We start from the raw sequence: 18,876 nt of genomic DNA, 5'->3' as shown, positions 1-18,876 counted from the left end.
CGGAACGGTCCGGCATCTCACCTCCGGCCCCCGCCGGCCCGGCCTTCTCGCCGGCCTGGTGTGGTCGGTCATCACCTTCGCCCCCAATTCGTTGCGGCAACGTCTCCGCCCTGGTCAACGCACTGATCAACACGGTAGGCCGCGAAACGAGCCGACCGGATCCCTCGTCCGGCCTGTATCCGCTCCTACCTGCGAACGAGTCCGGCGCGGTGGCCGACCCCCCCGGCCCGCCGTCCGCGCGGTGACCATCTTCGCAGCTCACCGGATGGCGAGCGGCGCATTAGGCGACCGATTGCGGCCATCCGATCACGGATCGCACCGAAACACCGTGACCGACATGGCCGCGGACGTCATGTTCCGCGCTGTGCGCGGGCCGAGGCATACAGGCATACGGCCGCGGCCGTGGCGAGGTTCAGGCTCTCGGCGCGGCCGTGGATCGGCACCCGCACGACCTCGTCGACATGATCGAGGATCTCGTCCGGGAGCCCCCACGCCTCGTTGCCGAACACCCAGGCGGTGGGGCGGGCGAGCAGTCCGCCGTCGATGGCGTCGTCGAGGGTGCGGTCGCCGCCGCCGTCCGCGGCGAGGACGGTCAGGCCGGTGCGCCGCAGCTCGGGGATGAGCGCGTCGAACCGGGGGCCGACCACGACCGGCAGGTGGAACAGGCTTCCGGCCGAGGCGCGCACGCACTTGCCGTTGTAGGGGTCGACGGACGCGTCGGTGAACACGACCGCCTCCGAACCGGCGGCGTCGGCGGTGCGCAGCACCGTGCCCGCGTTGCCGGGGTCGCGGACGTGCGCGAGGACGGTCACCAGCCGCGGGCGGGACTCCAGCGCCCTGGCCAGCGGGACGTCGACGAACCCGCAGACCGCCAGCAGCCCCTGCGGGGTGACGGTCTGCGCGAGTTCGGCCATGATCTCGCCGCTGACGCGCAGCACCGGGGCGCCGGCGCGTTCGGCGGCGAGGATCAGGTCGGGATGGCGCGCCTCGGCCTCCGCCGTGGTGAACAGCTCGGCGAGGCCGCCGGGGATCGCCAGCGCCTCCCGCACCGCCTGCGGCCCCTCGGCGAGGAACCGGTTCTCGCGTCGGCGGAAGGCCCGCTTGGCGAGCCGGCGAGCGCCCTTCACCCGCGGTGATCGGACGGAGGTCAGCTCGCGGCCCGCCATATCGTTGTGTTCGCCCGTGTCCGGGAGGGCCCGGATCAGGCGGCTTCCGTGTTGTCCGCCGCGCTTCCCTCGGCGGGCAGCGCGTCCTTGGCGACCTTGACCAGGGCGGCGAACGCGGGCGCGTCGTTCACGGCCAGCTCGGCGAGCATGCGGCGGTCGACCTCGACCTCCGCGGCCTTCAGGCCCTGGATGAACCGGTTGTAGGTGATGCCGTTGGCGCGGGCGGCGGCGTTGATCCGCTGGATCCACAGCCGACGGAACTGGCCCTTGCGGTCCTTGCGGTCCCGGAAGGCGTACGTCATCGAGTGGAGCTGCTGCTCCTTGGCCTTGCGGTACAGACGCGAACGCTGGCCGCGGTAGCCGCTCGACCGCTCAAGGACGACCCGACGCTTCTTGGCGGCGTTGACCGCCCGCTTCACGCGTGCCACGTGCTGAACTCCTTCGTGGGGGCCGGGGCCGTCGGGCCTCGGCCGGTCGCTGATGTCTGGGGTCGAGTGCTACTTGCGCAGCAGCTTCTTGATGTTCTTGGCGTCGGCGTCGGCCACCACGGCCGGGCCGTCGAGCCGCCTCGTCCGCTTGGACGGCTTGTGCTCGAGCAGGTGGTTGCGGTTGGCGCGGCGGCGCATCACCTTGCCGGTGCCGGTCAGCTTGAAGCGCTTCTTGGCACCGCTGTGGGTCTTGGTCTTCGGCATGGTCGCCGTCGTCTCCCTAACTGTTCCGGCCCCGTGCGGACGCGCACGGGGACACGCCTGATCGGCGCATCACACGGCAGGTCGTGGACGCGCCGGGTCAGGCTTCAATGTACGTGCGCCGCGACCCCGCTCGTCCCGCGCGGTCGCGGGATGGTTCGGGGCCGCCGCGCGGCCGGTCCCGGTCGGCCTTTCAGGCGGTCCCGGACGTCTCCTGACCGCGGGCCGCCTTCTTCTTGTGCGGACCGATCACCATGATCATGTTCCGGCCGTCGAGCTTGGGCCGCGACTCGACGAAGCCGAGTTCCTCGACATCGTCGGCGAGCCGCTGCAGCAGCCGGTAACCGAGCTCCGGACGGGACTGCTCACGACCACGGAACATGATCGTGACCTTCACCTTGTCCCCGGCCTTCAGGAACCGTACGACATGACCCTTCTTGGTCTCGTAGTCGTGCGGGTCGATCTTCGGGCGGAGCTTGATCTCCTTGATGACCGTGTGCGCCTGGTTCTTCCGCGCCTCTCGCGCCTTCATCGCGGACTCGTACTTGAACTTTCCGTAGTCCATGAGCCTGGCGACGGGCGGACGCGCGGTGGGCGCCACCTCGACGAGGTCGAGGTCCGACTCACGCGCGATTTCGAGGGCCTTGGCGATGGGCACGATGCCCACCTGTTCGCCGTTCGGGCCGACGAGCCGGACCTCGGGCACACGAATGCGGTCGTTGATACGCGGTTCGGCGCTGATGGGACCTCCTTGGGGCCGTTCTCACGTTCGTTGGACCGGTCGTACCCCAAGGCTTTCAAGAGAAAGCCCCGCACGACTCACGTACGGGGCCACCTTCGGTCTTCCAGGACGGCCGGGCCGCCGGAACGACGGCGGCACGAGCGTCGAACGCCCGTCCGCCGGACCGAACTACCCCCCGGCCTCGCGGCCGGTCAGGTGGGAGGTGGCCTCCGCTTGTGCGCCCGGCGCGCTCTCCGATGCTCGGTGGCGCGCTGGGCCGGTCGGCCAACAAGACTACCACCAATGAGCGATATCGTGCGCCATGCCGGGGGGCTTGCCTCCTGAGGTCACCTGGGGTACGCCGCTCACGTCAACGCCCCGGGGCGGCCGCCCATTCCCCGGGCCGGTGGGCGGGGTGATGATGGTCTGTCTCGCCGGTGCCCTCGGCAGCGCGGTCCATGCCTGTTACGGTGATGCGAAGACGGCCCGGTGGGGCCGGCACCAGGGAGGTAGTTCCCGCGATGCCCTCGGTCGAGGCCGGCGCGACCGGCCCCCTCACCACCTCGTCCCCGATCAGGCTGGAGTTCGCTCAGAAGGCGTTCATCGTCTCGGGCGGGCGGCTCCTGCTGGTGCGCAAGTCCGCGTCCGACCCGTGCCATCCGGGCCGCTGGGAGGTGCCCGGCGGGCGGCTGGAGGTGGACGACGACCTGGACCTGGACGACCACATCCGCCGCGAGGTCTGGGAGGAGGTCGGCCTCAAGATCGAGCCGGGCGCGCCGTTCCATCTGTGGCAGTGGTTCATGCCCGACCGGCGGTCCCCGGGCGGCGGTCAGGTGCGCGTGGTGGCGGCGGCGCGGCGCTGCCGGGCGGTGACGCTGGACGTCAGCCTGGAGAACCAGGACGCCGGCGACCATCTGGACAGGTGCGCGTGGGTGGCGCTGTCCGAGGTCGGGTCCTATGACCTGATCCCGGATCTGCGCCCGGTCATGCGCGCGTTCCTGCTGGCGCCGGGCTGACTCCGGGCATGGCGCGGTCCCCCTCTCCGGCGCGGTGGCCCGGTCTGGACGGCGCGGCCGAGCGCCGGTTCTCGCTGCTCGTCATCGGGGACGTGGGGATCGAGGTCCGCGCGACGCTCCCGGACGTCCGGTTCGCGGAAGTGCGCGCCGACCGGCTCGCCTACGCACCGGCACGGGCGGTCGTCGCGGGAACGGCGGTCAACCTGGCGCGGCCCGCGGCCCGCTACTTCCACCGGGTGGGCGTGCTCGGCAAGATCGGCGACGACGACCACACGCGGACGATCCGCCGGGAGCTGCGGCGCATCGGCGCGGACGACCATCTGTGCGTCGAACCCGGAACGCCGAACGGGGTGTCGGTGATGCTGCGCGACGACCCGGGGAACGGCGGGCGGGGCGTGCGGCTGCTGGTCGTGCATGACGAGCCGCCGTGCCGCCGGCTCCGCGTGCCGGACGTCCGCTCGGCGGCGGCCGCGATCGCGGGCTCGGACGTGCTGGTCACCGACGGGTACTCGCTGCTGTCGCCGGTCTCGCGGGCGGCGCTGCACACGGCGGCGGGCATCGCCAGGGACGCGGGGACGCGGGTGGCGTTCGACCTCGTCCCGCACGACGTGGACGCACGGCTCCCCGCAGACGCGGTGCTGCCGATGCTGACGCTGGCGGACCTGGTGATCTCCGAGGCCCCGACGCTGGCACGGCTGCTCGGACGCCCGGCGCCGACCCGACGAGACGACGTGCGGGAATTGCTGCCGGTACTGGACCGGACGGTTCCGGGCAGCCCACTGTGGCTGCTGCGCCACGGCCCGACGGCCCTGGAGCATGTGCTCGTCCATCAGCGCGAACGCCCTCCCGTGGAGTACCCGACCGGGTACCGGGAGGGCGCGGAGCGCACGGGGTTCGGCGATCGGCTCGCCGCGGCCGAGCTCTACCGGTGGCTGTCCGAGAGTTGATCCTCGTCGGGCGGAGCGTCCGCCGCGCGCAGGACCTGGAGGGTGCGGAAGAAACGGCGCCTGCTCTCGGGAAGGCCGAAGGTCTCCTGCCAGCGCCATTTCTCGTTCCGCCGGGTGGCGGTCACCGCCCAGCGGAGGTACTGGCTCCGCACTCCGTCGCCGGGATGGACGGTCGTGACGCCGCCCTCCTCGATGAGCAGGTAGGAGCGGCCGGCGCGGACGTGGGCGCGCAGTGCCTGGTGACCGGCGGGCGCGCCGCGACGGCCTTCTGCCTCCACCAGCGCGCGGACGCCGTGGGTGCCGGGGATGAAGTGCCAGTGGGCATGGTCGATGCAGGCGCCTCCGCCCTGGGGACTGGCCGGCCCGTGCTCGAACAGCAGCAGCTCGTCCGTCCCGTAGGCGCTGCGGTAGAGGCCGGCGATACGCCGGCGCCACAGCCGTGCCCGCGTCCACAGGTGCGGGTTGAACATCGCGGCGCACTGATGATGTTCGCGGGTCACCAGGAGCAGGTGCCCCTCCACGAGCGGCGCCAGATCCGGGATCAACAGGAATTCGGCGTCGCGTGCGATAACGCCCGATTCTCCCGGCAGATCGGCCATTCCGTTGAACCGGAAACGCAGGGGCGGGCACAGGACGCAGTCGTGACGGGGCTCGGTCCACACCGGCGGCTCGGTCAAGCCTCCTCCAGGTCCATGGGCGAGGTCGGTCGCCTTCCAACGTGCCCGGCACGAGACTTCCGGACCGCCACAGGTCGCTGCGGAAACGGATAGCTGCCTCAGGCCCAAGGGGTACGCGGATCGAAAATACGGGCATAACCAGTGGCAGAAGGCGAAACTGTGAACCAGATACCACCGCTCCCGGCGCCTGTGCCCCGCGTCCCCCGTCCAGCCGCCCCGCCCCGGTCACGGCGGCCCGTCCCCGACGTCCCCGCCATCGACATCGCGCTCCTGCACACCCGGCTGGAGGAGTCGCTCGACGTCCTGCGCGACTCCTACGCGCCCGCGCTCGGCACGGGCGGCGGCTGGTACCACGAGCTGACGAGGCCCGAGCCGGGCACCACCGCGACGGCCGTCGGGCTGCTGGCGTTCGTGGAGGCCGGCCGCCCGTTCGAGTACTTCGACGACGGGCTGGCGTTCCTCGCCTCCCGGCAGGCCGGCTCCGACGACCCGTTGCAGGACGGCGGCTGGGCCACCAAGACCAGCCTCGGCATGCCGGTGGTGGAGGCGACCGCCTGGATCGCGCGGTTCCTCGCCCGTGCCCGCTGCGACCTGCGCGACGACGCCCCCGACGTGCGGCGCGCCTACCACTGGCTGCGGCGCAACCAGAACCCGGACGGCGGCTGGGGGTCGCTGCGCGGCTGCCAGTCCCGGGTGTGGCTGACGTGCCTGGCGCTCCGCGCGCTGAGCCAGCTCAACCCCTACGACCCGGCGGTCGACCGGGGCGTGGAGTGGCTGACCGCGGACCGGACGGCGCGCCGTCCCGGCTGGGGGCCGACGCAGGCGTCCAGGGCGACCGTCACCCACACCGCGTTCGCGCTGGTGACGCTGGCGGAGGCGCGGCCCGACCTGCGGTCCGAACGGCTGCTGGACGCCTACGACTGGCTCCTGGAGCATCTCGACCCCGGTGACGACCACACCTGGATCGAGACCTATGACGTCTCGCCGCACGGCTCGGGGTCCAAACCGGTCTGGCGGCTCGCCCTCTGGCACTACGGGCTGCCGATCGCGCTGGCCGCGCTGCTGCGGGACCCGCGCGGCCCGCACGGCCCCACCGTCGCCCGGGCGTTCCGGACGCTGGTCCGCGGCGAGGCCGGCGACCGGCGGGGGAACGGCCAGCCCGGCACCGGGCGCACCTCGCTGTGGACGCTGTGGTGGCGGCTGGAGACGCTGGTCGCGCTCGACCGGATGCCGCTCGCCGGGAACGCGGACGTCCTGCACTGGTTGCCGGACGCCACCGTCGTGCAGCGCGCCCACGCGCGGGAGGTGCCACTGGAGGAGCTGCTGCCGCGCCGCCGGCTCGTCGACACGGTCTCGCTCCTCCGGGGGCACTGGGCGGCGTTCCTGCTGGCCCTGGTGTGCGTGTGCAGCGCGGCGGGCGTCGCGGTCGGCCTGTGGGGGTGGAAGGACTTCTGGCTGAGCGTGATCCTGCCGATCGTCCTCACCGGCGTCAACGAGTCGATGCGACGACGCCGCACCTCACGCGGCGTGTGTTAACTACAGGCGTGTTTATTGCAGGCCCGGCCCACTCCGCTCGCCTTACAGCTCGCTGTGTTGATTGCAGGACCGGCCCACTGCGCTCGCCTGGCGGCTCGCTACGTGACCGTTCCTGAGGCGAACGCGGCATCGCTTCGCGATCCGCCCGGCTCCGCTCGCCTCCGGCATCGCTCCACCGGGCGGGTAACGCGTTCGCGCGCGGGGCTGAGGCCGCTGTATATAGCAGAACCGGCCCACTTCGCTCGCCTTGCGGTTTGCCGCGTGACCGTTCCTGGAGCGAACGCGCATCGCTTTGCGATCCGTTCGGTTTCGCTCGCCTTCGGCTTCGCTGCACCGGGGCCAGGGCGCGCGTTCGCTTGCGGGGTGAGGGTGCGTCGGAACAGGGCTAGGTGCGGCGTTTGAGTTCTGCCTCGCCTGCCGTGCGCATCGCCTCGACGGGTACGGCCTCGTGGCCGGTCATCAGTGTCACCTGCCGGACGGCCTGGTGGAGGAGCATCGGGAACCCCCCGACGACCGTGCCGCCCGCCTGGGTGACCGCCGTCGCGAGGGCCGTCGGCCACGGTGCGTAGACCACGTCGAACAGGGCCGCGCCGGAGGCGGCCACCGGTTCGGCGAACGGGTCGGCGGCGCGTCCGGGCAGCGTCGACACCACCAGCTCGGCGGGGAGGGTCTCGGCGAACCGGTCGAGCGTCACGACCCGGACCGCGAGCCCGAACCGCTCCCCCACGGCCACGGCGCCGGCGGCGCGGTCCGGTGTCCGCACCGCGAGGACGGCCTCGTCCAGGCCGAGCCCGGCGAGCGCGGCCAGCGCGGACGCGGCCGTCGCGCCGCCGCCGAGCACCACCGCGGAGGCGGGGGCCGTCAGGCCCGCCTCGGTCAGCGCCGTGACGATGCCGTACACGTCGGTGTTGTCGCCGTGGCGCCGCCCGTCCCGCAGGACGATCGTGTTGGCGCCGCCGACCTTCACGGCGAGGTCCGACACCGTGTCGACCAGGTCCAGTGCGACGCGTTTGAGGGGCATCGTCAGCGAGAGCCCCGCCCATTCGGGGCCGAGGCCGTCCAGCAGCCCGGCCAGGGCGTCCTCGCCGCACTCGATGGCCTCGTAGGACCAGGTGTCCAGGCCCATCGCCGCGTACGCAGCCCGGTGCAGGACCGGTGACAGCGAATGCGCGATCGGCGAGCCCAGTACAGCGGCCCGCGTTCCCGACGTCACTGGCCCGGGTTCGCCTTCTGCCATGCCCGGAACTTCTTCTCCAGCCGGACCCGCTCCTCCTCCGTCGTGGCGAACTCGGTGAGCTTGTTCGTCGGGTCTGTGGCGATGAAGAACAGCCACGTCCCCTCCTCCGGTTGCAGCGCCGCCTCGATCGCGTCCGGTCCGGGGCTGGCGATCGGGCCCGGAGGCAGGCCCTTGTACTTGTAGGTGTTGTACGGCGAGTCGACCTCGAGATCCTTGTTGGTCACCGTCAGTGTCCGCCTCTTAAGGGCATACAGGACGGTCGTGTCGAACTGGAGCTTCATGCCCTTGTCCAGCCGGTTGTAGATGACCCGGGAGATCTTCGGTAGGTCGCTGGGCTTGCCGCCCTCCGCCTGGACCAGGCTGGCCAGGGTGATGACCGTCTCCGGTTTCATCCCCGCCTCGCGCGCCTTGCCGACGAGGTCGATGCTCTGCGCCTTCTCGTTGAAGCGGGCCACCATCGCCTTGAGGATCTGCTCCGCCGTCCCGTTCGGGTCGAGGTCGTAGCGCCCCGGGTAGAGGTAGCCCTCCACCTTGCCGCGGGCGTACGGGGGCAGCCCGAGCGCCTCCGGCTTCTTCGCGGCGGCCTGGAACTCCTTGACGGGGATCCCGGTCTTCTCGGACAGCAGCTCGTACAGCTCGATGGCCCGCCTGCCCTCCGGCACCGTGATCTGGTTGCCGGCCCGGGACTTCGGGTCCAGCAGCAGCGCGATCGCCGCGGCCGACGACATCCGCAGCCGCAGCTGGTAGAAGCCGGGCTGGATGCTGGGCGCCCGTGACTCCTTGTTGTAGGCCTTCACGAACGCGCGGGCGCTCTTGACCACGCGGTGGCTTTCCAGCGTCGCGCCGATCATCGAGCCGCTGGCGCCGTCCTTGACCTGGACGGTGACGCTGCCCGTGCCCTGACCGTCGTAGTCCGGCGGGTTCCGCTTGTTGTCCAGCCACGCGTACCCGAGGACGCCGCCGGTGCCGAAGACCGCGACGAGGAACGCCATGGCGAACAGGGCGGCGGCACGGCCGTTGCGCCTACGGCGCTTCTGCCGTCTTCGGACGCGCCTCTGGTCGCGTCTGCCGTACCGCTCGTCGTACGGCCGTCCGTCGTTGCCGTACGGGTCTGAGAAGAGGTCCAAGTCGTTCATGAGCTTCCCCGGACGATCTCGCCTGGCGGACGCCCCGTCAACCGCTCCACGTCAAGTGCCGCCTGGAGCAGCACCGTCGCGGCCGCCTGATCGACGACCGCGCGCCGCGCCCTGCCGCGCACCCCGCCGGCCCGCAGGCCGCTCTCGGCCGTCACGGTGGTGAGCCGCTCGTCGTGCAGCCGCACCGTCTCGGGCGGGAGCCGGTCCGCGAGCCGCGCCGCGAACTCGCGCGCCGACCGCGCCGCCGGGCCCTCCCTGCCCGACAGCGACGTGGGCAGGCCCACGACCACCTCGATCGCCTGGTGCTCGGCGACGAGTTCCACGATCCGGGCGATGTCGCCCCTGCCGCTCCGCACGGTCTCCAGCGGGGTGGCGAGAAGCCCGCCGGGGTCGCACCGCGCGACCCCGATGCGCACGCTTCCGACGTCAACGCCCAGCCGGACGCCGTCCCTCATCGCCGTGCCCCCGTCCGACGGCCCGGTCCCGGTCTCCTGCCCCGACGCCCCGGCCTCACGCGGCCCCTACGGCCTGTTCGACGGCGGCGAGGGCGTCCCCGACCGCCGAGGGGTCGGCGCCGCCGCCCTGGGCGAGGTCGTCCTTGCCGCCGCCGCCCCCGCCGAGCGCCTTCGCGGCGAGGCCGACGAGCGCGCCGGCCTTGAGTCCGCGGTCGCGGGCGCCGTCGGTGACGGCGACGACCACGACGGGACGGTCCTTCGGCACGCCCGTGACCATCACGACGGCGGGCCGGGCGGTGAGCCGGCCGCGGACGTCGACGGCGAGCCTGCGCAGGTCGTCGGCGCCGGTGCCGTCGGGGGCGCGGTGCCCCACGAACGCGATGCCGTGCACGTCCTTGGCGGCGTCGGCGAGCGACCCCGCGATGGCGAGGACCTGCTGCGACCGCAACTTCTCCAGCTCCCGCTCGGCGTCGCGGAGCCGGGAGACGACGCCCGCGACGCGTTCGGGCAGCTCCTCCTTGCGGGCCTTCATCTGCTCGGCGAGCTGCGCGACGAGGACGCTCTCACGGGCCAGGAACCGGAACGCGTCGATGCCGACGAGGGCCTCGACACGGCGGACGCCCGCCCCGATGGACGACTCGCCCAGCACCTTGACCAGGCCGAGCTGCCCGGAGCGGGCGACATGGGTGCCGCCGCACAGCTCGCGGGAGTAGTCGCCGACCTCCACGACCCGGACCTCGTCGCCGTACTTCTCGCCGAACAGGGCGAGCGCGCCCATCGCGCGGGCCTCGTCGATCGAGGTGTGGAACGCGCGGACGTCCAGGTCGCCGACCAGGACCTCGTTGACCTCGTCCTCGACGTCCCGCAGGACGCTCGGCGGGACGGCGCCGGACGCGGTGAAGTCGAACCGGAACCGGCCCGGCGAGTTCTCCGACCCGGCCTGCGCCGCCGACTCGCCGAGCGCGCGGCGGAACCCGGCGTGCACGAGGTGCGTCGCGGTGTGCGAGCGGGAGATCGCCCGGCGCCGCTCCACGTCGACCTCGGCGTGCGCGGAGTCCCCGGCCTGCGCCTCGCCGCTGCGGACGCGGCCACGGTGCACGATCAGCCCGGCCAGCGGCGACTGGACGTCGGTGACCTCGATGACGGCGCCGTTGCCGAGCCTGATCAGGCCGTGGTCGGCGAGCTGCCCGCCGCCCTCGGCGTAGAAGGGGGTGCGGTCGAGGACGACCTCGACGTCGGTGCCCTCCCCCGCCGCGGGGACGTTGGCGCCGCCGACGAGCAGCCCGACGAGGCGGGCGTCGCCGAGCAGGTGCCGGTAGCCGATGAAGTCGACCTTGCCGCCCGCGCCGGTGAGCAGCTCGTCGAGGACGGACACGTCCAGGTTGCCGGTCCGCTTGTCGCGGGCGTCCTTCTTGGCGCGCTCGCGCTGCTCGCGCATGAGCCGCCGGAAGCCCTCCTCGTCCACCTGGAGGCCCTGCTCGGACGCCATCTCCAGGGTGAGGTCGATCGGGAAGCCGTAGGTGTCGTGGAGCTTGAACGCCTGCTCACCGGCGAGCGTCGCGCCGCCGGACCGCCGGGTCTCCGCCACCGCGGTGTCGAAGATGGCGGTGCCGGTGCGGAGCGTCGCGAGGAACGAGTCCTCCTCGGCGTCGATGACGGTGTGGATGTTCGCGGCGGTGCGGACGAGTTCGGGGTACTGCTCGCCCATCGCCGCGATCGCGACGGCGGTCAGCTCGTGCATGAGGCCCGCGTCCTCGCCGCCGAGCAGCCGCAGGTTGCGGATCGAGCGGCGCAGGATGCGGCGCAGCACGTAGCCGCGGCCCTCGTTGCCGGGACGGATGCCGTCCGCGACCATCATCGTCCCGCTGCGGACGTGGTCGGCGATGACGCGCAGCGACACGTCCGCGCGGTGCTCGCGGCCGTACCGGGAGCCGGTCAGGTCCGCGGCCCGGTCCAGGATCCGCCACAGCGTGTCGGTCTCGTAGATGTTGTCGACGCCCTGCAGGATCGCCGCCATGCGCTCCAGGCCCATGCCGGTGTCGATGTTCTTGGCGGGCAGGTCACCGAGGATCGGGAAGTCGGTCTTGCTGTCCCCCGGCCCCCGCTCGTACTGCATGAAGACGAGGTTCCACACTTCGAGGTAGCGGTCCTCGTCGGCGACCGGGCCGCCCTCGCGGCCGTACTCGGGGCCCCGGTCGTAGTAGATCTCCGAGCAGGGCCCGCACGGGCCGGGGACGCCCATCGACCAGAAGTTGTCCTCCATGCCGCGCCGCTGGATGCGGTCGAGCGGCACGCCGACCTTGTCATGCCAGAGCCCGGCGGCCTCGTCGTCGTCGTCGAAGACGGTCACCCACAGCTTCTCCTCGGGGAAGCCGAAGCCGCCGTCCGCACGCGACCGGGTCAGCAGGTCCCAGGCGAACGGGATCGCCTGCTCCTTGAAGTAGTCGCCGATGGAGAAGTTGCCCAGCATCTGGAAGAACGTGGCGTGCCGGGTGGTCTTCCCGACCTCCTCGATGTCGGGCGTCCGCACGCACTTCTGCGCGCTGGTCATCCGCGGGGACGGCGGGGTCCGCTGGCCGAGGAAGTACGGCTTGAACGGGACCATTCCGGCGTTGACCAGCAGAAGGGTCGGGTCCTCGGCCACCAGGCTGGCCGAGGGCACCACCGTGTGCCCGCGCTCCTCGAAGAACGTGAGGAAGCGGCGTGCGACCTCTGCCGACTCCATGATCAGTGGCCATCCTTGTCGTCGATGTCGTTGCTGTGGTCGATGATCGTGTAGCGCGCCCTGAGCACGCGGGGCCGGGCGCCCCGGCGGCCGGGAACGGCGGCGTCCGGCGGGGCCTGGTCGAGGCGGACGGCCTCGCGCAGCTCCTCCTCGCGGGCGCGCATCTCCGTACGCACGTCGGCGGCGAAGTGCCGCAGCCGCGAGCCCGCGCCCTGCCCGGTCGTCACCGCGCGCGCCGCGACGCCCTCCGGGGACCAGGAACGCGCGAACCGCACGACGCGGCGTTTGACGCGATGCGAGACGTAGACGCCCGCGCCCGCGCCGACCGAGAGCCAGAACAGCCGCCTCATCGGCGTCCCCTGCCCGAGGACCTGGCCTGGAGCGCGCGCTCTCCGCTCTCGCGGCGGGCTCCGTCGTCGCGGTTGGCGAGGGCCTTGCGGACACCGTAGGAGAACGCGGCGGCCTTCACCAGCGGCCCGCCCATCACCGACGACATGACGGTGGTGACCGCGGAGACGTTCTGGGTGACGCCCGCGACCTGCTTGGTGATGACGTCGGTGCGGCCGAGTTGCTCGTTGGCGCGGCGGACCGTCCTGGTCATGTCGTCCAGCAACGGACCGGCCTGTTCGCCGAAGTCGCGGACGACCTCGCTCGCCTCGCGGAGGAGACGGGCGAGCCTCAGCAGGGTGAGCGCGATGAACGTGACGAGCACCGCCCAGAACACGGCCACGATGAGACCTGCGAGCTGTCCACCAGTGAGCATCAGGGCTTTCCGTTCGTGCGAGTCCGGCTCGTGGGCCGGGACATGGCCTGACCGACCTTACCGTTCCGTCCGCGCACTGTGCGGGAACACCGGCCGGTCAAGATCGATCACGGCCCTCCGAGCCGCGCAGGACGGACCGGATCCGGGCGAGGACCTCGGTGAACCGCGACTCGGCGCCGTGCCGGGTCGGCCGATAGTACTCCCGTCCGTCCACCGGGTCGGGCGCGTACTGTTGCCGCACCACTCCGCCGGGGTGGTTGTGCGCGTATTTGTAGCCCTCCCCGTGCCCGATCTTCGCCGCGCCCTTGTAGTGCGCGTCGCGCAGATGCGCGGGGACGGGCCCGACGAGACCCTTGCGGACGTCGCCGAGCGCCTCGTCCACGGCCGTGATCACCGCGTTGGACTTGGGGGCCAGGGACAGGTGGATGACCGCCTGGGCCAGGTTGATCCGGGCCTCGGGCAGGCCGACGAACTCGACGGCCTGCGCGGCCGCGACCGCCGTCTGCAACGCGGTCGGGTCGGCCATGCCGACGTCCTCGCTGGCGTGCACGATCAGCCGCCGGGCGATGAACCGCGGATCCTCCCCGGCCTCGATCATGCGGGCCAGGTAGTGCAGCGCGGCGTCGGCGTCGCTGCCGCGGATGCTCTTCACGAACGCGCTGATCACGTCGTAGTGCTGGTCGCCCTCACGGTCGTAGCGGACGGCGGCCCGGTCGACGGCCTTCTCCAGCACGCCGACGTCGATCGCGGCGCCGTCGTCCACGACCAGCGACGCGGCCTCGAGGTAGGTGAGGGCGCGGCGGGCGTCGCCGCCCGCGAGGCGGATGAGGTGGTCCTCGGCCGCCTGGTCGAGGGTCACCGCCCCGGCCAGGCCGCGTTCGTCGGTGAGCGCGCGGCGGATCACCTCGCGCAGGTCGTCGGTTCCGAGGGGCTCCAGGGTGAGCAGCAGCGAACGCGACAGCAGCGGGCTGATGACGGAGAAGAACGGGTTCTCGGTGGTGGCTCCGATGAACGAGACCCAGCGGTTCTCCACGGCGGGCAGCAGGGCGTCCTGTTGCGCCTTGTTGAAACGGTGGACCTCGTCCACGAACAGGACCGTCTGCCGTCCGGCCATGCCGAGCTGGCGGCGCGCCAGGTCGATCTCGGCGCGGACCCGTTTGACGCCGTCGCTGACCGCGGAGATCTCCACGAACCGGCGGGAGGTGACGTGGCTGACGACCGTGGCGAGGGTGGTCTTGCCGGTGCCGGGCGGGCCCCACAGGACCAGGGACATCGGCACGTCCCGGTCGACGAGCTGGCGGATCGGGGTGCCGGGGCCGAGGAGATGCCCCTGCCCGACGACCTCGTCCAAGGCGCGGGGCCGCATCCGCACGGCGAGCGGCTGCCGCGCGTCCACCCCGCCCGGCGCCTCCGGCCCCGGCCCCGGCTCCGGCGCGTCGGGGGCGCCGGACACGTCGAACAGGCCTTCCGGCTCGTCCGATTCCACCCCGCTGGTCACGCTCCGACACTATCCAAGGGCACGGACAACGCCGGCCTCGGTGAAGGACGACGCCGTGAGAAACTGGAACCCGGGGAACCTGACGCCGTCCTCCAGCGTTGGAACGGCGCGAAAGACGCAACCAGGAGTGTGACGGTGTCCGGTACGGCCCCCCGCCGACGGCATGGCCCGGCAGGGCTGCTCGTGATGCTCTTCGTGGTCGGCGGACTGATCTTCAGCTACGGGCTGAGGCATGGACCGCCCGACCAGATGTGCACCGAGCACGCCTTCAGCGTGCCCGTGGCCGCCGTGTCCGCCGCCGGCGACCAGAAGCCGGGCGCCGCGGTCTCGGCGCTCCACGACCTTCACAGGGCCGCCGACACGGCGTTGTCGGCGCCCGCCGAGGACCGGCCCCCGCTGGACGCCTGCCTGTGCGTCGCCGTGCTGTACTCCCTCGTCCTGCTCGGCCTGGCGGCCGTGACGCGCCGCCCCGCCTCGCGCCTGCCCGCCCGCGCCGGCTGGACCCTCGCCCCGCCCGACGGGCGAACGTCCAGGCCCGCGTTCCGCCCTCCCCTCCAGGTGCTCCGGCTGTAGAGGACCGGCCGCAAGGCCGCATCGCCGTGTCCGCGCTCGTGCGCGGCCCGGCGCAGCCCTCATGTCCAGCAGCAACAGCCCCTGAGAGGACCGCTCACATGTCCAAGAGCGCCCGTAACAAGAACGCCCGTAGCAACAACGCCCGCGGCGCGAGGCAGAACGCGCTCACCCAGCGGGAGACGCCGTGGGGACCCATCGTCTTCTTCACCGTGGTCGGCCTGGTCGCGGTCATCGCGATCGGTTACGCGTTCGTCCAGTCCAGGCCGTCGTCGGCCGACGACCGCCCGTCCATCGCCGGACTGGTCACCAAGGACGACCTCGACAGCGGCCACACCAGCGCCCCGGTCGAGTACGCCACCGACCCGCCGATGGGCGGCGACCACCACCCGACCTGGCAGAACTGCAACGGCCGCGTCTACGACGCGGCGCTGCGCAACGAGAACGCCGTGCACTCCCTGGAGCACGGCGCGGTGTGGATCACCTACCGCCCCGGCCTGCCCGCCGCCCAGCTCGACGTTCTCAAGGGCAAGGTCACCCGCACCGACTACACGTTCATGAGCCCGTACCCGTCCCTCGACAGCCCCATCGTGCTGAGCGCCTGGGGCAACCAGCTCAAGATCGACGACGCGTCCGATCCGCGCGTCGACAAGTTCCTGCGCGCCTTCGTGAAGGGCCCGCAGACGCTCGAGCCCGGCGCGCCGTGCGACGGGGCCAAGGACACACCATGACCGAACACGCGCCCCCCGCCTCCACCAAACGCGGGATCACGGTCGTCCTCGCGGTCCTGGTCCTCCTCGTCGGCGCGGTCCTGGTGGCGCTCACCGCGTTCCGTTCGGGCGACCCCGGCACCGGCGATCCGGAGGCCGGGTTCGCCCGCGACATGAGCAGCCACCACGCCCAGGCGGTGCGCATGTCGTTCCTCGTCCGCGACGGCACGGACGACGCCGAGGTCCGGCTGCTGGCATACGACATCATCAACACCCAGTCCGCGCAGATCGGCATGATGACGGGCTGGCTGGACGAGTGGGGCCTGCCCAAGACCGATCCGGCGGGCCCCATGCGGTGGATGTCCGGCCATGGCGGCGGCCACCGGGGCGCGGCAGCGATGCCGGGCATGGCGACGCGCGAGCAGCTCGCGGAGCTGGAGCGGGCGTCCGGCCGCGCCGCCGAGGTCCAGTACCTGCGGCTGATGGTCGCGCACCACCGCGGCGGTGTCGCCATGGCGGAGGCGGTCCTCGCCCGCACCGGCCACGACCGGGTGCGCCGCCTGGCCCGCACGATGGTGACGGGCCAGCGCGCGGAGATCGCCCAGATGAACAGGATGCTCCTGCAGCGCGGCGGCACGGCGGCGTGAGGGAGGCGACTCTCGCGATAGCGCTTGACAGGGCGGTCGGTTCGCGCGTCACTGGCCACCATGGCTCAGGACCTCAGCGGCTACCACCGGTCCCTCGACCTCTTCGAGGACCTGGTCGCGGGCGTCCCCCGGGACGGCTGGGACGCGCCGTCGCCCTGCGCGAGGTGGACCGCCCGGGACGTCGCCGGGCACGTCACCGGTGAACAGCACCTGATCCGGGCGCTGGCCGCCGGCGATCCCAGGCCGGACGTCAACGACGACCCGGCCCGGTTCGTGCCCGGCGACGTCCTGACGTGCTGGCGGTCGGCGCGCAAAGAATGCGCGGCCGCGCTGACCGCGGAGGCCCTGCGCGTCCTCGTGCCCTTCGGCCGACTGGGCGAACTACCGCTCGGCGACTTCCTGGGCGGCTACATCCTGGAGCCGCTCGTCCACGCCTGGGACCTCGCCCAGGCCACAGGCCAGCCGTCCCGCCTGGACCCGGACCTCGTCCACCACGCCTTCGCCACGGCCCACGTCATCGCCGCCCCCCTACGCGCCAGAGGCCACCTGGCCCCACCGCTCCCACCCCCACCCGGCGCCGACGAACAGACCCGCCTCCTGGCCTTCCTGGGAAGACCCCCCACCTGACCCCGTCAGGGGACGCCCTCTCGAACCGAGCGTGGCCGAGTCCCCGCCCCCGCACTTGGACCAAGCCCCAGCCACCCCACGGTTCGCGCGCCCGGACACGCCCCAGAGCCGCAGGCCGCGCGAACCGCCGACCCAGGCGACCGCAGCGACGCCACACACACCCGTAACCGGACACAACAGACCACACACGCGGCGTGAGGATCGCCCGCGTCACAAACGGGCGTTTCAGCGATCCGCCCCCTCGAACCGAACGTGGCCGAGTCGCCGCCCCCGCACTTGAACAAGGCCCCAGCCGTCCCACGGTTCGCGCGGCCGGAGGCGCCTCAGCGCCGGAGGTCGCGCGAACCGTCGAGCAGGTCGACCGCAGCGCCACGCCACAAACCCGCACGGTCACACGAACCCGCGCCGTGGCGTGAGGATCGACCTGCTCGTGACGGGGGTTCCAGGGGGTCGCCCCCCTGGGAGATCACGAGAATTCGGCGAGGGTGCGTTCTGCTTCTTCAAGCCAGGCGCGGCGGGCGTTGAGGGCCTCTTCGGCCTCCTTGACGTCCTTCTCCCGTCCCGCTTCGCGGGCCTTGCCGAGGCGTTTCTCCAGCTGGTCGATGGAGCTGCGCAGCTGTGTGACGGTGGCCTCGGCGCGGGCGCGGGCCTCGGGGTTGGTGCGGCGCCATTCGAGTTCCTCGGCGCCGCGGATGGTCTCCTCGATCTTGCGGAGGCGGCCTTCGAGACGGTCGCGCTGGTCGCGGGGGACCATTCCGGCGGCCTCCCAGCGTTCCTGGATGCCGCGGAGGGCCTGCCGGGCCTGCCGGACGTCCTTGACGGGAAGGAGCCGTTCGGCCTCGGCGAGGAGCTTCTCCTTCTCTTCGGCGTGCTCGCGGAACTCGGCGTCGCGTTCGGCGAACGCGGCGCTGCGGGCCTGGAAGAAGACGTCCTGGGCGCCCTTGAACCGGGCCCAGAGTTCCTCTTCGACGTCGCGGGAGGCGCGGCCCGCCGTCTTCCAGCGGCGCATCAGGTCGCGGTAGACGGCGGCGGTCTCGCCCCAGTCGGTGGAGCCGGACATCGCCTCGGCCTCGGCGACGAGGCGTTCCTTCTCGCGGCGGGCCTCCTCGCGCTGGTCGTCCAGGGTGGCGAAGTAGGCCTTACGGCGTTTGGTGAAGGCGTTGCGCGCGGACGACAGCCGCTTCCAGAGGGCGGTCTCGGTGGGGCGGTCGATGCGGTCGGCGGCCTTCCACTCCTCGACGAGCTGGCGAAGGCGTTCGCCGCCGTTCTTCCAGTGGGTCTCCTCGGCCGCGATCCGCTCGGCCTCGGCGACGATCCGCTCCTTGACCTCGCGGGCCTCGTGGCGGTGCTGCTCGCGTTGCGCCTTGACCTCTTCGCGGCGCCGCCCGACCTGTTCGCTGAGGCCGTCGAGACGGCGACCGAGGGCGTCGAGGTCGCCGACGGCGTTGGCGTCGGCGACGGCCTCGCGGAGCCGGTCGATGCTCTGCTGGGCCTGGGCGGGCTGCAGGTCGGTGGTGCGGACCCGCTGTTCGAGCAGGCCGATCTCGGTGACGAGCGAGTCGTACTTGCGCTTGAAGTAGGACAGGGCCTCTTCGGGAGCGCCCGCCTGCCAGGAACCGACGACCCGTTCGCCGCCGGACGTCCTGACATAGACGGTGCCGTCCTCGTCCACCCGGCCCCAGGGATCGGTCGCGCTGGACACCCTTGCCTCCTGAATCGCGAATCCGAAAGACCTACGCCCTTCGGACTCTCCACA

The 18,876-nt window shown here is 72.3% G+C and carries 20 protein-coding genes; 7 read left to right on the top strand and 13 right to left on the bottom strand.

Annotated features, from left to right (window positions below; all coding sequences use genetic code 11):
• Positions 1-350: 350 nt before the first annotated feature.
• The 4 genes from BZB76_RS33470 to infC form a co-directional block, all read right to left on the bottom strand.
• A complete protein-coding gene (locus BZB76_RS33470; RefSeq protein ID WP_121438455.1) occupies positions 351-1,166 on the bottom strand; it encodes a TrmH family RNA methyltransferase in 816 nt (271 codons plus the stop codon).
• A 35-nt stretch (positions 1,167-1,201) separates the two neighbouring features.
• Positions 1,202-1,594 (bottom strand): 50S ribosomal protein L20, encoded by a 393-nt coding sequence (gene rplT, locus BZB76_RS33465; protein WP_121438454.1) that lies wholly within the window; start codon positions 1,592-1,594, stop codon positions 1,202-1,204.
• 69 nt (positions 1,595-1,663) lie between these two features.
• Positions 1,664-1,858, bottom strand: coding sequence for a 50S ribosomal protein L35 (gene rpmI / locus BZB76_RS33460; RefSeq protein WP_067894345.1), 195 nt, complete (start codon positions 1,856-1,858; stop codon positions 1,664-1,666).
• Positions 1,859-2,048: 190 nt separating this feature from the next.
• Positions 2,049-2,579 (bottom strand): translation initiation factor IF-3, encoded by a 531-nt coding sequence (infC, locus tag BZB76_RS33455; RefSeq protein WP_281273942.1) that lies wholly within the window; start codon positions 2,577-2,579, stop codon positions 2,049-2,051.
• A gap of 518 nt (positions 2,580-3,097) precedes the next feature.
• Between infC and BZB76_RS33450 the strand changes: the two genes are divergently transcribed.
• The gene (locus tag BZB76_RS33450) at positions 3,098-3,592 is read left to right on the top strand and encodes an NUDIX domain-containing protein (protein WP_170180884.1); all 495 of its coding nucleotides are present in this window, start codon (positions 3,098-3,100) and stop codon (positions 3,590-3,592) included.
• Between the two features lie 8 nt (positions 3,593-3,600).
• Positions 3,601-4,539 carry a carbohydrate kinase family protein gene (locus tag BZB76_RS33445; protein WP_121438452.1) on the top strand — a complete coding sequence of 313 codons (939 nt, stop codon included), beginning with the start codon at positions 3,601-3,603 and terminating at the stop codon, positions 4,537-4,539.
• Here the strand turns inward: BZB76_RS33445 and BZB76_RS33440 are convergent.
• Positions 4,515-5,216, bottom strand: coding sequence for an HIT family protein (locus BZB76_RS33440; RefSeq protein WP_121438451.1), 702 nt, complete (start codon positions 5,214-5,216; stop codon positions 4,515-4,517). The genes BZB76_RS33445 and BZB76_RS33440 overlap by 25 nt on opposite strands.
• A 159-nt stretch (positions 5,217-5,375) precedes the next feature.
• On the opposite strand from BZB76_RS33440, the gene BZB76_RS33435 reads away from it, so the two are divergent.
• Positions 5,376-6,752 carry a prenyltransferase/squalene oxidase repeat-containing protein gene (locus BZB76_RS33435; RefSeq protein WP_147449651.1) on the top strand — a complete coding sequence of 459 codons (1,377 nt, stop codon included), beginning with the start codon at positions 5,376-5,378 and terminating at the stop codon, positions 6,750-6,752.
• Positions 6,753-7,137: 385 nt separating this feature from the next.
• On the opposite strand, the gene BZB76_RS33430 is transcribed toward BZB76_RS33435, so the two are convergent.
• From BZB76_RS33430 to BZB76_RS33400, 7 genes are all read right to left on the bottom strand, one after another.
• Positions 7,138-7,989 carry a shikimate dehydrogenase gene (locus BZB76_RS33430; protein WP_121438449.1) on the bottom strand — a complete coding sequence of 284 codons (852 nt, stop codon included), beginning with the start codon at positions 7,987-7,989 and terminating at the stop codon, positions 7,138-7,140.
• On the bottom strand, positions 7,962-9,125 hold the full coding sequence (mltG, locus tag BZB76_RS33425) for an endolytic transglycosylase MltG (RefSeq protein ID WP_121438448.1): 1,164 nt from the start codon (positions 9,123-9,125) through the stop codon (positions 7,962-7,964). The genes BZB76_RS33430 and mltG overlap by 28 nt, the downstream gene beginning before the upstream one ends.
• Positions 9,122-9,580: a Holliday junction resolvase RuvX gene (gene ruvX / locus BZB76_RS33420; protein WP_121438447.1), complete on the bottom strand. Its 459-nt coding sequence runs from the start codon at positions 9,578-9,580 to the stop codon at positions 9,122-9,124. Before ruvX ends, mltG begins: the two co-directional genes overlap by 4 nt.
• 55 nt (positions 9,581-9,635) lie before the next feature.
• The gene (gene alaS / locus BZB76_RS33415; protein WP_121438446.1) at positions 9,636-12,305 is read right to left on the bottom strand and encodes an alanine--tRNA ligase; all 2,670 of its coding nucleotides are present in this window, start codon (positions 12,303-12,305) and stop codon (positions 9,636-9,638) included.
• A 2-nt stretch (positions 12,306-12,307) separates the two neighbouring features.
• Positions 12,308-12,655 carry a hypothetical protein gene (locus BZB76_RS33410; RefSeq protein WP_121438445.1) on the bottom strand — a complete coding sequence of 116 codons (348 nt, stop codon included), beginning with the start codon at positions 12,653-12,655 and terminating at the stop codon, positions 12,308-12,310.
• The gene (locus BZB76_RS33405) at positions 12,652-13,068 is read right to left on the bottom strand and encodes a DUF948 domain-containing protein (protein ID WP_121438444.1); all 417 of its coding nucleotides are present in this window, start codon (positions 13,066-13,068) and stop codon (positions 12,652-12,654) included. The genes BZB76_RS33410 and BZB76_RS33405 overlap by 4 nt, the downstream gene beginning before the upstream one ends.
• Before the next feature lie 97 nt (positions 13,069-13,165).
• Positions 13,166-14,434, bottom strand: a complete 1,269-nt coding sequence (locus BZB76_RS33400) for a replication-associated recombination protein A (RefSeq protein WP_246007377.1) — start codon at positions 14,432-14,434, stop codon at positions 13,166-13,168.
• 267 nt (positions 14,435-14,701) lie between these two features.
• Here BZB76_RS33400 and BZB76_RS34445 point away from each other — a divergent pair, with 267 nt between their 5' ends.
• The 4 genes from BZB76_RS34445 (at position 14,702) to BZB76_RS33380 (ending at position 17,120) form a co-directional block, all read left to right on the top strand.
• Positions 14,702-15,139, top strand: a complete 438-nt coding sequence (locus BZB76_RS34445; RefSeq protein ID WP_147449650.1) for a hypothetical protein — start codon at positions 14,702-14,704, stop codon at positions 15,137-15,139.
• A gap of 98 nt (positions 15,140-15,237) precedes the next feature.
• Complete coding sequence (locus tag BZB76_RS33390) at positions 15,238-15,867, top strand: DUF3105 domain-containing protein (RefSeq protein ID WP_121438442.1); 630 nt, start codon at positions 15,238-15,240, stop codon at positions 15,865-15,867.
• The gene (locus tag BZB76_RS33385; RefSeq protein WP_121438441.1) at positions 15,864-16,493 is read left to right on the top strand and encodes a DUF305 domain-containing protein; all 630 of its coding nucleotides are present in this window, start codon (positions 15,864-15,866) and stop codon (positions 16,491-16,493) included. The genes BZB76_RS33390 and BZB76_RS33385 overlap by 4 nt, the downstream gene beginning before the upstream one ends.
• Before the next feature lie 60 nt (positions 16,494-16,553).
• On the top strand, positions 16,554-17,120 hold the full coding sequence (locus tag BZB76_RS33380) for a TIGR03086 family metal-binding protein (RefSeq protein ID WP_121438440.1): 567 nt from the start codon (positions 16,554-16,556) through the stop codon (positions 17,118-17,120).
• Between the two features lie 466 nt (positions 17,121-17,586).
• On the opposite strand, the gene BZB76_RS33375 is transcribed toward BZB76_RS33380, so the two are convergent.
• Positions 17,587-18,822, bottom strand: a complete 1,236-nt coding sequence (locus BZB76_RS33375; RefSeq protein ID WP_121438439.1) for a DUF349 domain-containing protein — start codon at positions 18,820-18,822, stop codon at positions 17,587-17,589.
• Positions 18,823-18,876: the final 54 nt, after the last annotated feature.

Origin of the sequence: Actinomadura pelletieri DSM 43383 (assembly GCF_003634705.1) — a bacterium.
Lineage (GTDB): Bacteria > Actinomycetota > Actinomycetes > Streptosporangiales > Streptosporangiaceae > Spirillospora > Spirillospora pelletieri.
Note: the sequence above shows the minus strand (reverse complement) of the source record. Positions and strands in the feature narration are given on the sequence as shown.

Excerpts from the sequence above, each read along its gene's own strand:
- BZB76_RS33410 (WP_121438445.1), bottom strand. The coding sequence starts at position 12,655 with ATGAGGCGGCTGTTCTGGCTCTCGGTCGGCGCGGGCGCGGGCGTCTAC.
- rpmI (WP_067894345.1), bottom strand. The coding sequence starts at position 1,858 with ATGCCGAAGACCAAGACCCACAGCGGTGCCAAGAAGCGCTTCAAGCTG.
- BZB76_RS33430 (WP_121438449.1), bottom strand. The coding sequence starts at position 7,989 with ATGGCAGAAGGCGAACCCGGGCCAGTGACGTCGGGAACGCGGGCCGCT.
- BZB76_RS33400 (WP_246007377.1), bottom strand. The coding sequence starts at position 14,434 with ATGCGGCCCCGCGCCTTGGACGAGGTCGTCGGGCAGGGGCATCTCCTC.
- BZB76_RS33450 (WP_170180884.1), top strand. The coding sequence starts at position 3,098 with ATGCCCTCGGTCGAGGCCGGCGCGACCGGCCCCCTCACCACCTCGTCC.
- BZB76_RS33390 (WP_121438442.1), top strand. The coding sequence starts at position 15,238 with ATGTCCAAGAGCGCCCGTAACAAGAACGCCCGTAGCAACAACGCCCGC.
- mltG (WP_121438448.1), bottom strand. The coding sequence starts at position 9,125 with ATGAACGACTTGGACCTCTTCTCAGACCCGTACGGCAACGACGGACGG.
- BZB76_RS33470 (WP_121438455.1), bottom strand. The coding sequence starts at position 1,166 with ATGGCGGGCCGCGAGCTGACCTCCGTCCGATCACCGCGGGTGAAGGGC.
- BZB76_RS33380 (WP_121438440.1), top strand. The coding sequence starts at position 16,554 with ATGGCTCAGGACCTCAGCGGCTACCACCGGTCCCTCGACCTCTTCGAG.
- BZB76_RS33385 (WP_121438441.1), top strand. The coding sequence starts at position 15,864 with ATGACCGAACACGCGCCCCCCGCCTCCACCAAACGCGGGATCACGGTC.
- BZB76_RS33445 (WP_121438452.1), top strand. The coding sequence starts at position 3,601 with ATGGCGCGGTCCCCCTCTCCGGCGCGGTGGCCCGGTCTGGACGGCGCG.
- alaS (WP_121438446.1), bottom strand. The coding sequence starts at position 12,305 with ATGGAGTCGGCAGAGGTCGCACGCCGCTTCCTCACGTTCTTCGAGGAG.
- BZB76_RS33405 (WP_121438444.1), bottom strand. The coding sequence starts at position 13,068 with ATGCTCACTGGTGGACAGCTCGCAGGTCTCATCGTGGCCGTGTTCTGG.
- ruvX (WP_121438447.1), bottom strand. The coding sequence starts at position 9,580 with ATGAGGGACGGCGTCCGGCTGGGCGTTGACGTCGGAAGCGTGCGCATC.